Source organism: Xanthomonas sp. 10-10, from assembly GCF_040182365.1.
GTDB lineage: Bacteria > Pseudomonadota > Gammaproteobacteria > Xanthomonadales > Xanthomonadaceae > Xanthomonas > Xanthomonas arboricola_F.
In genome coordinates, this window is record NZ_CP144460.1 from 3,328,521 (window position 1) to 3,339,877 (window position 11,357).

General features: G+C 66.8%; 10 protein-coding genes and 1 pseudogene. 6 read left to right on the forward strand and 5 right to left on the reverse strand.

The window, feature by feature from the left end:
• The 3 genes and pseudogenes from VZ068_RS14025 to VZ068_RS14035 all read left to right on the forward strand — a co-directional run bounded on the left by VZ068_RS14025 (position 1) and on the right by VZ068_RS14035 (position 3,138).
• Entirely contained in the window at positions 1–612 is a 612-nt protein-coding gene (locus VZ068_RS14025; RefSeq protein WP_349655632.1) for a hypothetical protein, read from the forward strand.
• 233 nt (positions 613–845) lie between these two features.
• A pseudogene (locus VZ068_RS14030) lies at positions 846–2,543 on the forward strand (S8 family serine peptidase); the annotation flags it as partial.
• A 1-nt stretch (position 2,544) separates the two neighbouring features.
• Positions 2,545–3,138, forward strand: a complete 594-nt coding sequence (locus VZ068_RS14035) for a hypothetical protein (protein WP_349655633.1) — start codon at positions 2,545–2,547, stop codon at positions 3,136–3,138.
• Positions 3,139–3,207: 69 nt separating this feature from the next.
• On the opposite strand, the gene VZ068_RS14040 is transcribed toward VZ068_RS14035, so the two are convergent.
• Together VZ068_RS14040 and VZ068_RS14045 are read right to left on the reverse strand one after the other, a co-directional pair.
• Positions 3,208–4,239, reverse strand: a complete 1,032-nt coding sequence (locus VZ068_RS14040; protein WP_349655634.1) for an aldo/keto reductase — start codon at positions 4,237–4,239, stop codon at positions 3,208–3,210.
• A gap of 148 nt (positions 4,240–4,387) precedes the next feature.
• Positions 4,388–5,593: an MFS transporter gene (locus VZ068_RS14045; protein WP_349655635.1), complete on the reverse strand. Its 1,206-nt coding sequence runs from the start codon at positions 5,591–5,593 to the stop codon at positions 4,388–4,390.
• Between the two features lie 99 nt (positions 5,594–5,692).
• Between VZ068_RS14045 and VZ068_RS14050 the strand changes: the two genes are divergently transcribed.
• Entirely contained in the window at positions 5,693–6,613 is a 921-nt protein-coding gene (locus VZ068_RS14050) for a LysR family transcriptional regulator (RefSeq protein ID WP_349655636.1), read from the forward strand.
• Positions 6,614–6,751: 138 nt separating this feature from the next.
• Here the strand turns inward: VZ068_RS14050 and VZ068_RS14055 are convergent, their stop codons facing one another.
• Complete coding sequence (locus tag VZ068_RS14055; protein ID WP_349655637.1) at positions 6,752–6,952, reverse strand: hypothetical protein; 201 nt, start codon at positions 6,950–6,952, stop codon at positions 6,752–6,754.
• A 210-nt stretch (positions 6,953–7,162) separates the two neighbouring features.
• Here VZ068_RS14055 and VZ068_RS14060 point away from each other — a divergent pair, with 210 nt between their 5' ends.
• Complete coding sequence (locus VZ068_RS14060) at positions 7,163–8,074, forward strand: AraC family transcriptional regulator (RefSeq protein ID WP_349655638.1); 912 nt, start codon at positions 7,163–7,165, stop codon at positions 8,072–8,074.
• Between the two features lie 135 nt (positions 8,075–8,209).
• Here the strand turns inward: VZ068_RS14060 and VZ068_RS14065 are convergent, their stop codons facing one another.
• Positions 8,210–8,698: a cupin domain-containing protein gene (locus VZ068_RS14065; RefSeq protein ID WP_349655639.1), complete on the reverse strand. Its 489-nt coding sequence runs from the start codon at positions 8,696–8,698 to the stop codon at positions 8,210–8,212.
• Positions 8,699–9,033: 335 nt separating this feature from the next.
• Between VZ068_RS14065 and VZ068_RS14070 the strand changes: the two genes are divergently transcribed.
• Positions 9,034–9,933, forward strand: coding sequence for a LysR family transcriptional regulator (locus tag VZ068_RS14070; RefSeq protein WP_349657714.1), 900 nt, complete (start codon positions 9,034–9,036; stop codon positions 9,931–9,933).
• 402 nt (positions 9,934–10,335) lie between these two features.
• Here VZ068_RS14070 and VZ068_RS14075 read toward each other — a convergent pair whose 3' ends face one another.
• Complete coding sequence (locus VZ068_RS14075) at positions 10,336–11,319, reverse strand: aldo/keto reductase (protein ID WP_349655640.1); 984 nt, start codon at positions 11,317–11,319, stop codon at positions 10,336–10,338.
• Positions 11,320–11,357: the final 38 nt, after the last annotated feature.

The following is an 11,357-nucleotide window of genomic DNA, read 5'->3' on the forward strand; positions in this document are numbered from 1 at the left end:
ATGAAGATCGCGCTTGTTGTTTCCTTGTTGATGGGCTGCAGCGTTGCAAGCGGCGTAGCGCATGCAGCGCAATCGGCCGCTCCGCAGGCCGCGCTGGCAGCCGCCACCGGCGCACGCTTCCGCTCCGGAACGGACACCTTCCGCATGTTGCCTGCTACGGTCATCGAGCAGAAGACCTCCGCGGTCGACGCCAAGCGGAGATCGGGACCTGGCGGCGTTGCGCGTAAGGGCTCTGCCACGCCGCCGCCGGGCGGCAAGGTGATCGCACGCATCGGCAGCTTTCTGGTGGTGCTCGACCCGCCTGCCGGCGCGGCGCGCAACCAACCCCTCGCGCCTGAGCGCACGCTCGCCGCGGCGGTCAACGAGCGGACGGACCGGGTGGTGCTGGTCAGGCCGCAGGTGAAGCTGACCGGCACAACCCCCGCCACGGCGACCGCGCTGGCCGGAGGCACCGGTGGGAGCATTGCCTACGCCTCAACGGTGGATGGCAGCGCAGTCATCAGCTACGCCTCGATCGAGCAGGCACAACGCGCAGCGGCCCAACTGCAAGGCAGCAGTGGCATCGCGCAGGCATCGCTGGTGGTGACGCAGGCGGTCATGCAACCGATGTGAGGTCAACGGCCGCAGGCAGACGCTTGCGGCCTTCGCATCTGGTGCGCCGTCACTGGCGCCATCTCCGTAGTTCCTCTTTCTGACCAGAGGTCATGATGATTGCTTCTTCGCAGAGCTCCGCGCTGTCTTCTGCCGTGCTGCTGGCACTGTGCGTATGCGCTGGTGCTGCCAGTGCTGCCAGTGCTGCCGACGTTGTCGCGCAGCGCGGTACCGGCGCAGTGCACCGGCACAAGACACAGCAAGGCGACGACCCGCTGTTCCGCTACCAGTGGCATCTACTCAATCAAGCCCAACCGGTGTTCGGCGATGGACGCCCGCTGCCCGGCGTGGACCTGGATGTGGACATCCTGCACACGCTGGGAATCCGCGGCGCCGGCGTCAATGTTGCGGTGATCGATAACGGCTTGGAAATCGCGCACCCGGATCTTGCCGACAACATCCTGCCCAATGGTTCGCACAATTTTTTGAACGGATCGAACGACCCCACTCCGCGAGCAGATGACATCGACGGCGAGCATGGCACCGCAGTAGCAGGCATCATCGCTGCGCGGGGGTGGAACGGCATCGGTGGGCGCGGCATTGCGCCGGAAGCGAAGTTGGCCGGTTTCAACGCCGGTGACACCACCGATGGCAGCATCCAGTACGTCAACAACCGCTATTCCTGGGGCGATGGGCCGCAAGCCCGCGCAATGGATGTGTTCAACAACAGCTTCGGCGTCTCGGCAGCGGTGTATCAATTCAGCGACCTCGACGAGCAACGCGCTCTGGAACGGTTGATGCGGGCCCAGCGCGGCGGCAAGGGCGGTATCTATGTCAAATCGGCAGGCAACGATTTCAATACGCTGATCGACGTGGATGCGCAGGGCAAGCTGATCGATCGCTGCAGCGATCAGACCCGGCAACTGGGCGTTGCCTGCAGCAGTGCGAATATCGACAACATCAATAGCCTGACCACCATGATCGTGGTCGGTGCGGTCAACGCCAATGGGGTGCGCGCGAGTTACTCATCGCCCGGGTCTGCATTGTGGGTGTCTGGTCTCTCCGGCGAGTTTGGATTCCAACGCAGATTCGATCCGCATCCGGAGACGTTCAAGGAGTCGTACGGGCTGCTCGCTGCAACCGGGCCGCAGCCGTTCTACTCGCCGGCGATCGTCACCACCGATTTGAGCGGCTGCAAGGCCGGCAACAATCGCGACCGCACACGCGCGATGCAGAATGCGCTGGATACCAGCAGGTCCAAGATCGATGCCTCATGCAATTACACCGCACGCATGAACGGCACCTCGGCCTCCGCACCCACCGTCGCTGGGGTTGCGGCCTTGATGCTGAGCGCCAACCCGCAACTGACGCTGCGCGACGTCAAGTACATCCTGGCGACCACCGCGGTGCAGGTCGATCCCAAGCAGCCGAAGGTGCTCTACAACGGCAGCGTGATCGAGCCTGGCTGGATCACCAACGCGGCCGGCCACCGTTTCAGCAACTGGTACGGATTCGGCCTGGTGGACGCCGCCGCGGCGGTGGAACGCGCCGTGCATTTCACCTCGCTACCGGCGATGAAAGACACCGAGTGGAAGAGCTATGAGGGGAAAAGCAGCACCATCGGCGGTGCCGGCGTACCCGCAAGACTGGCGATCGACATCGGTCAATCCTTCAAGGTGGAAGGCGTGCAGCTGTACTTCGCCGGCACGCACAAGGATCCCCGCAACCTGCGCGCGGTGCTGGTCTCGCCCAGTGGCACGCGCAGCACCCTGATGACGCCGTTTTCCACGCTCGACAGGAGCGACGCAGGCATGGTGGTGTTCCTGACATCGAGCAACGCCTTCCTGGACGAACCCTCGGCCGGGCGCTGGACCCTGGAGGTCGACGACATGCTCGCCGACCAGGGCAAGGAACAACTGGAGGAATTCGAAATGCGCGTGGTGGGTCACTGACATGAAGATATCCTTGCTCACTCTGCTCGTTGTCGTTGCAACCGGCGTCTGCGCTCCCGCGTCGGCGCAGCTGGTCGACAGCAAACGCCTGCATGCTGCGGCGACCGGACCGACCATCGCTGCAGGACGTAGCAGCTTCCGGCTGATTCCCGGCGCAGTGGTCAGGCTGGCCGAGGGCGCGCCTGCAACGACCGCCGCACGCGCGATGCCGGCGTCGCAAACCACCACAGACGCCCCGGTTGCACGCTTCGACCGCTACGCGATCTATCTCGATGCCGGCACCGCCGCACGCACGGCCGCCGCGGTTCCGGCCGGGCAAGCCCCACGCGTGGCCGCAGCGCTCGAAACCCGCAGCGGCCAGCTGATCTTGCTGGGCGCCTCGATCAAACTCTTCGACACCACGCCCGCCATTGCGCATGCATTGGCAACGCGCACTGGCGGCAAGCTGATCTATGCCTCGGCCATCGATGGCAGCGCGATGATCGGCTACGAATCGGTGACCACTGCACTGGACAACTGCAAACAGCTGCAAGGCAGCAAGGGCGTGGGAGCGATCATGCCCGAGGTGATTCCGCGCGCGGCACGGCCGTTGTGAGGCGGCAACAGTGAGGTATGCCACGCTGTCGCCATCCGGCAGCAGCGTGGCGCAATGGCGCAGCCCGCCTCACACCGGTAGCGGGCTGCGTTCGGCAAAGTGCCCGCGCCAGTACGGGTAATACGGATACGGTGGCTCCACCGCGCTCACTGCATCCAGGCGCGCGCGTTGCGCGTCCGTCAGCGACCAGCCCACCGCACCCAGGTTCTGGCGCAACTGCGCTTCGTCGCGTGCGCCGATCAGCACCGTGCTGACGGTGGGCCGTTGCAGCAGCCAGTTGATGGCGATCTGCGGCACGCTGCGGCCGGTCTCTGCGGCAATCGCGTCGAGCACATCGACGATGTCGAACAGGCGCTCGTCGCTGATCGCCGGGCCGGCGGCAGCGGTGGCATGCAGGCGACTGTGTTCGGGCAATGCCTGGCCGCGGCGCAGCTTGCCGGTCAGGCGCCCCCAGCCCAGCGGACTCCACACCACCGCGCCCACGCCCTGGTCGATGCCCAGCGGCATCAGCTCCCATTCGTAGTCGCGCCCGGCCAGCGAGTAATAGCTCTGGTTGGCGACAAAGCGGCTGCAGCCCTGTGCGTCGGCCACGGCCAGCGATTTCATCAGCTGCCAACCGGCGTAATTGGACGCGCCCAGATAACGCACCTTGCCGGCGCGCACCAGCCCATCGAGCGTGGACAGCGTTTCCTCCACCGGCGTCATCGCATCGAAGGCATGCAGCTGCAGCAGATCGATATAGTCGGTGCGCAAGCGTCGCAGCGAGGCATCCACTGCACGCAACAAGCGAAAGCGCGAGGCGCCGGCATCGTTGGGCCCATCGCCCAACCGCAGGCCGGTCTTGGTCGAGAGGATCACCTGATCGCGGCGGCCCTGCAGCGCCTGGCCGAGGATCTCTTCAGAGGCACCATCGGAATACACATCGGCGGTGTCGAACAGGTTCAGCCCCGCTTCCAGGCACAGGTCGATCATGCGCCGCGCCTGTGCCGCATCGGTATCGCCCCAGGCGGAAAACAGCGGCCCCTTGCCGCCAAACGTGCCGGCGCCCAGCCCCAGCACCGGCACCTTGAAACCGGAACGGCCGAGAAAACGTGTCTCCACTGCAATGCTCCTTGAAGCCGAAAGAACGTCTGCGCGCAGTGCCAGCGGGTCCTGCAACCAGCGGCGCCAGGCGCTGCTCGCCCAGCACAGGCGCCGATCGCGCACGCGCGCGGTTGCGCGGCCTACTCACCACGCCTGAAGAACCGCATCAACCCACCTGCGCGCATGCCGCCGGCGCAGCGGCACGCCGGCGCTGCAGGTGCACGCTCCACAACGCGATCCCCAGGCCGACGGCGCTCAACAGCGCGGCGACCCACGGGGTGGCGACCAGGCCGGCGTGGGTGGAGATCGCCACGCCGCCCAGCCAGGCACCCAGGGCATTGCCCAGATTGAACGCGGCGATATTGAGGCTGGAGGCCAGGTTCTGGCCGGCACCGCGTGCATGTTCGAGCACACGCAATTGCAGCGGCGCCACGGTGGCGAAGGCGGCCACGCCCAGCAGCCCGACAACCACCACCATCGCGGTCTTGTTGTGCAGGGCCAGGCCCATCGCAGCGAGCACCGCCACCAGCGCCGCCAGCGTGCACAGCAAGGCGGCGGTGGCGCGCCGGTCGGCCAGCCGCCCGCCCAGCAGATTGCCCACGACCATGCCGACGCCGAAGACCAGCAAGACCGGCGACACCGCTGCCTGTGCGAACCCGCTCACCTGCACCAGCAGCGGCTGGATATAGGTAAATACCGCGAACACGCCGGCATAGCCCAGCACCGTCATCGCCAGCGCCAGCAGCACCTGCCCGCGCCGCAGTACCGCCACTTCCTGTCGCCACGACACCGGCGCCGCCGCACCTGCGGCGGCCGGCACCCATAGCGCAACCGCAGCGGTGGCCAGCACCCCGATCACCGTTACCGCCCAGAAGGTGGACCGCCAGCCAAGTTGCAGGCCGAGCCATGCACCGGCCGGCACGCCCAGCAGGGTCGCCACGGTGAGGCCTGCAAACATCAACGAGATGGCCGAGGCACGCCGCTCGGGCGGCACCAGCGAAGTGGCCACCACCGCGCCGACGCCGAAGAACGTGCCATGCGCCAGCGAGGTCAGCACCCGCGCGACCATCAGGCTGGCGTAGTCGGGCGCCAGGGCACAGGCGAGATTGCCCAGGGTGAACACGATCATCAGGCTCACCAGCACGGCCTTGCGCGGCCAGCGGGCACTGAGCAACGTGAGCACCGGCGCGCCGATACTCACGCCCAGCGCGTAGCCGCTGATCAGCAGGCCGGCTGCGGTGAGCGAGACGCCCAGGTCGGCGGCGACCTGCTGCAACAGGCCCATGATGACGAATTCGGTTGTTCCGATGCCAAAGGCACCGATGGTCAGCGCCAGCAGGGCTGGTGGCAGGCGGGACGCAGGGGAGGACATGACAGGAACCGGGGAAGGACTGCGCATAGCCTGCGCCGGACAATCCTCTTCAAGAAGCCTTGTTATGCTGATTCACTTTCAATGCCTGATTGATAATGCATGGACCGTCTCGGAGATATCGCGCTGTTCCTGCGTGTGCTGGACCTGGGCTCGATCACTGCCGCCGCCCACACCCTGGACCTGTCGGTCGCGGTTGCCAGTCAGCGCCTGAAACGGCTTGAACGCGACCTCGGCGTGCGCCTGCTGCACCGGACTACCCGCCGCCTGCATCCCACGCCGGAAGGGCAGCAGCTGGGGGCGCGCGGCCGGGTGCTGGTGGACGACCTGGAAGCGCTGGCCGACGACCTGCGCGAGAGCGCCCACGATGTCGGCGGGACCTTGCGGGTCACGCTGTCGGCCTCGTTCGGGCGTCAATACATCTCCCCGCTGCTGCCCGCCTTCCAGGCACGGCACCCGCGCCTGCGCATCAGCGCGCATCTGAGCGACGACCTGGTGGACCTGGTCCAGCAGGGCTTCGACCTGGCGATCCGCATCGGCGCGCTGGACGACTCCGGCCTGGTGGCCAGGCGCATTGCCGATAACCGCCGCACGCTGGCTGCCTCGCCTGCGTATCTGCAGCGGCACGGCATACCGCGCACTCCCGCGGATTTGATGCAGCATCCAGGCGTGCTGCTGATGGGCCGCGATGGCCGCCAGGACCTGTGGACGCTGCAGACGCCGGAAGGCGGCCAGGTGCGGGTACGCATGCAAAGCCGCTTCGAGAGCAACTTCGGCGAACTGGTGCGCGATGCGGTGCTCGCCGGGCAAGGCATCGCGATGCATTCGTACTGGCATATCGCCGACGACCTGCGCGCCGGTCGCCTGGTCGAAGTGATGACCGACTACCCGCCTCCCACCTCGCAGATCAGCGCCGTGATGCCCGCGCGCCAGCTGCAGCCGCCGCGGGTGCGTGCGTTTGTGGACTTTCTGCTCGAACACTTCGGCCAGACGCCGCCGTGGGAATCGGCAACGGGCGCATGAGCGCCTGCATGGCGGCTAGCTAGAAGATCGTGTGGGCTGCGCACAGGCCGCACGCGCCGTGCCGCCGTGCCGCCGTCCGCAGGCCCGGGCCAACTGTGCGCGCAGCGCGGCTGCGGGTGGCGCCACGGCGCGGACGCCTTACTTGCCGCTGCGTTGCAGGCGTTTGCCGAGCGCGCGTCGCTGGGCGTCGCTGAGCAGATGTCCGTGCGTGCCCAGCAGGCCGACGATCTGCTGATGCGCCAGCCGCGTACGCCTGGCAAGCTCGGCAGTCGCCGCCTGCTCGATCGCCTTCCAGTCGGCAGGGGTGGCGGCAGCTAAGGGACGGGGTTTGGCAGGCATGACGATCGAGGCACCGGAGACAGGTCGCAAGAATACGGAATGTGCGTGAGCGATCGATCAGCGGCATTGCCCCGATGGCCAGGGCTTCACTGGCACGCGCACGCATCGGCGGCATTGTCGAGTCTGCCATTGCTGGGCGCACCACGGTGTCCCTTGTAGGATCGCGCTACCGCGGCCGTGCCGCATAGCGCCAACGCACGAGCGTCCCGCATGCCCTCTGCCACCGCCGACCTGACCGACATCCTGCTGCGCCACGCACCGGCCGATGGCATGCACGCCACGCCGATCGCGGGGTTGCACGTGATGCGCAGCGCCGTCGCCTCCGACTCCATCCCTACCGTCTACACGCCGATGCTGTGCCTGGTGGCGCAGGGCCGCAAGCGCGCGATGCTGGGAAACCAGGCCTATCACTACCACCCGCAGATGTACCTGGTGGCCTCGGTGGACCTTCCCATCGTCGGCTCGGTAATCGAGGCCAGCGCCACCCACCCTTACCTGTGCTTCTGCCTGGACCTGGACACGGCGGTGCTCAGCGAACTGGCGATCCACCACGCGGAACTTGCCGAGCCGCAGCGCGACACCGCGAGCGCCGGCCTGTTGCTCAACCGCAGCACGCCGCAGTTGTACGACACTGCGGTGCGGCTGGCAGGCCTGCTCGACCGACCGCAGGAGATCGCCGCGCTGGCCCCGCTGGTCACGCGCGAATTGCTTTATCGCCTGATGGCCGACCCCGCCAATGCGGTGGTGCGCCAGATGGCGATTGCCGACAGCCGCCTCAACCAGATCTCCAAGGCCATCGTGTGGCTGCGCGAGCACTACGCGCAGCGTTTCAGCATCGAGCAGATCGCCGATCTGTCGGCGATGAGCCGCTCCACCTTCCATGCGCACTTCAAGGCGGTGACCTCGATGACACCGCTGGAGTACCGCTCGCATCTGCGCGTGCACGAGGCGCGCCGGTTGATGGTGGCCGAGGCGCTCACCGCCGCCGACGCCGGGTTTCGGGTGGGGTATGAGAGCGCATCGCAATTCAGCCGCGACTACGCGCGCCTTCTCGGCGAGCCGCCCGCGCGCGATGCACAACGCTTACGCGCAAGCGCGCCCGACGCGACCGAAGCGGCATGAGACCGCCGGCCTGACCACCGCGGTCTTCTGCACGCGCAGATCGCGCCGCGCACAACAGCTGCGGCGCTCCTGCAGCGATGGCGATGCAGTCGTTGCAGTCGAAGACGGCATACCCGCTGCGCCATTCCCGGTCGCTCAATCGGCCTTGTACTGCGCATCTGTCACCTGTTCGAGCCAGGTCACCGGCGAGCCATCCACCGACTCGGCAATGGCGATATGCGACATCGCCACCGTCGCGTTCGCGCCGTGCCAATGCTTGACGCCCGGCGGAATCCACACGATGTCGCCGGGGCGGATCTCCTGCGCCGGCTTGCCCCACTCCTGCACCCTCCCCGCACCGGCGGTGACGATGAGCGTCTGCCCCAATGGATGGGTGTGCCAGGCGGTACGCGCGCCCGGCTCGAAGGTCACCGTGGCACCGCCCACGCGTGCGGGTGCATCGGCCTGAAACGACGCATCGATCCGCACCTTGCCGGTGAAGTAATCGGCCGGGCCCACCGCCGACGCCGCACCGCCGGCACGGCTCACCTTGATCGGCGCCTGCGTGCCCCCGTTTCCCTCGCCACCCGGCGCGGTGGTCGCGGCCATCATCGACAACGACATTGCAGTTGCGAACAGATTCATTGCGGTACTCCTTGAGTGTGGTGAAACAACGCAGTAATGGCTTGCCAGGCCGCGCGGGGTGCCTCGCAGGTCGAAGCGGACCAGCGGCCGATGCGCTATCGGGCAGCCGCCGCATCGGTCTGGCAGTCGGTAGCAGAGCGCCACCCTGCCCTGCATCCGGTTGCCTGCACTGTAGCGCGCATGCGCAGACACACTCCCCCTGCAAATCCGCATGCAGCTAGAAACCCAGCGCATCAATGCGGCTGCGCTGCGGGGCACCGGCATTGAGGCCATCACACTCCATCGCGCATGATGCTGGCCGCATGAATCGCATGCCTGGAGCGGCACTGGCAGCAATGGCTCGGGAAAACCTCAACGACCTGCAGGTCTTCGTCACCGTCGCGCGCGAGGGCAGCTTTACCCGAGCCGCCGCGCAACTGGGCGTCTCGCAATCGGCGTTGAGCCATACCGTGCGTGCCCTGGAAACGCGGTTGGGCATCCGCTTGCTGACCCGCACCACGCGCAGCGTTTCGATGACCGAAGCCGGTGCGCGCCTGTTCGAGACGGTGGCACCGCGGCTGCAGGAGATCGACGACGAGTTGTCCGCGCTCACCGACTTCCGCGACAAGCCGGCCGGCACCATCCGCATCACCACCGCCGGGCATGCCGCCGATGCCTACGTGTGGCCGGCGCTTTCGAAAATATTGCCCGACTATCCGGACCTCAAGATCGAAGTCACCGTGGATTACGGCCTGGCCGACATCGTGGCCGAGCGCTACGACATCGGCATCCGCTTGGGCGACCAGGTCGCCAAGGACATGATCGCGGTGCCGATCAGCCCGCGCCAGCGCATGGCGGTGGTCGCGGTCCCTGGCTACTTCGTGCATCACACCATCCCGAGCGTTCCGGCCGATCTGGCGCAGCACAACTGCATCGGCCTGCGCTTGCCAACGCACGGCGGATTGCTGGCCTGGGATTTCGAAAAAGACGGGCGTGAGGTCAAGGTGCGCGTGGATGGGCAATGGACCTTCAACGGCAGCAGCGCGATCCTGCGCGCCGCGTTGGCCGGCGCAGGACTGGCGTTCCTGCCGGACACCATGGTGCTGGACCATATCGCCGCCGGCCGCTTGCGCCGCGTACTGGAAGACTGGTGCGACCCGTTCGACGGCTATTACGCCTATTACCCCAGCCGCCGCCAATCCTCGAGCGCACTCAAGGTGGTGATCGATGCATTGCGGCACGATCTGGTGCGTTGACGCACTTCCGTAGGAGCGCGCTTGCGCGCGATGAGGCCTTATCGGTAACGCTCAATCGCGCGCGAGCGCGCTCCTACGACAGCTTCGGTTTGCGGCGAGGGTAACGGTGGTGGTCGATGCGCTGCGGCACGATCTGGTGCGTTGACGCACTTCTGTAGGAGCGCGCTTGCGTGCGATGAGGCCTTATCGGTAACGCCCCATCGCGCGCGAGCGCGCTCCTACAACAGCTTCGGTTTGCGGCGAGGGTAAAGGTGGCGGTCGATGCGCTGCGGCACGCCTTGCCGCGGTGACACGCTCATGTAGGAGCACGCTTGCGCGCGATGAGGCCTTATCGACAAAGCCCCATCGCGCGCAAGCGCGCTCCTACGATTGCGGCGGTGTGCGGTCGCTTGCACCGCTGGGTCATTGACCGACCAGCTTCTGTCGCTCCGGGCTGTAACGCTCGCCGACAATCGCCACCGCATCCAGCGCCTGCTGGATGCGCGCAAGATCCTCGCTGCTCAGGGTCAACGCAGCGCCGCCCAGATTTTCGTCCAGGCGATGCAGCTTGGTGGTGCCGGGAATCGGCACGATCCACGGCTTGCGCGACAGCAGCCACGCCAGCGCGACCTGCGCCGGGGTGCCGCCCTTGTCGGCAGCGATGGCCTGGATGCGCCCGACCAGCGCCTGGTTGGCCTGACGGGCCTCGGCTGCGAACCGCGGCACCTGATTGCGGAAATCGTCGGCGGAAAATTGCGTGTCGGCCTGGATGGCGCCGGTCAAGAAGCCCTTGCCGAGCGGGCTGAATGGCACGAAGCCGATCCCGAGTTCTTCCAGCGTCGGCAACACGCCGGTTTCCGGCTCGCGCCACCATAGCGAGTATTCGCTCTGCACTGCGGTCACCGGCTGCACTGCATGCGCGCGCCGGATGGTGTCGGCACCGGCTTCGGACAGCCCGAAATGCCTAACCTTGCCCTCGTCAATCAAGTCCTTGACCGTGCCGGCCACCTCCTCGATCGGCACCGCCGGGTCCACGCGGTGTTGATAGAACAGGTCGATGCGGTCGGTCTTCAGACGCGTCAGGCTGGCCTCGGCCACCGCACGGATCCGCTCGGGACGACTGTCGAGCCCGGCGTCGGCATGTCCGTCCTTGAAGCCGAACTTGGTTGCAATCACCAACTGGTCGCGGTGCGCCGCCAGCGCCTCGCCCAGCAATGTCTCGTTGGCGAAGGGCCCGTAGGCCTCGGCCGTATCGAAGAAAGTGACGCCACGCTCCACGGCCGCCTGCAGCAAGGCGACGGCGTCCTTGCGCCCGGTCGCCGGCCCGTAGCCATAACTCAGGCCCATGCAGCCCAAGCCCAGTGCCGAAACCTGTAACCCGCTGTTTCCCAACTGTCGTATCTGCATCGCTTTCTCCCGCGGCAATGGCCGCATCGAATGGATCG

Excerpts from the sequence above, each read along its gene's own strand:
- VZ068_RS14050 (WP_349655636.1), top strand. The coding sequence starts at position 5,693 with ATGGACCGTCTCGGAGATATCGCGCTGTTCCTGCGTGTGCTGGACCTG.
- VZ068_RS14035 (WP_349655633.1), top strand. The coding sequence starts at position 2,545 with ATGAAGATATCCTTGCTCACTCTGCTCGTTGTCGTTGCAACCGGCGTC.
- VZ068_RS14055 (WP_349655637.1), bottom strand. The coding sequence starts at position 6,952 with ATGCCTGCCAAACCCCGTCCCTTAGCTGCCGCCACCCCTGCCGACTGG.
- VZ068_RS14045 (WP_349655635.1), bottom strand. The coding sequence starts at position 5,593 with ATGTCCTCCCCTGCGTCCCGCCTGCCACCAGCCCTGCTGGCGCTGACC.
- VZ068_RS14070 (WP_349657714.1), top strand. The coding sequence starts at position 9,034 with ATGGCTCGGGAAAACCTCAACGACCTGCAGGTCTTCGTCACCGTCGCG.
- VZ068_RS14060 (WP_349655638.1), top strand. The coding sequence starts at position 7,163 with ATGCCCTCTGCCACCGCCGACCTGACCGACATCCTGCTGCGCCACGCA.
- VZ068_RS14075 (WP_349655640.1), bottom strand. The coding sequence starts at position 11,319 with ATGCAGATACGACAGTTGGGAAACAGCGGGTTACAGGTTTCGGCACTG.
- VZ068_RS14025 (WP_349655632.1), top strand. The coding sequence starts at position 1 with ATGAAGATCGCGCTTGTTGTTTCCTTGTTGATGGGCTGCAGCGTTGCA.
- VZ068_RS14065 (WP_349655639.1), bottom strand. The coding sequence starts at position 8,698 with ATGAATCTGTTCGCAACTGCAATGTCGTTGTCGATGATGGCCGCGACC.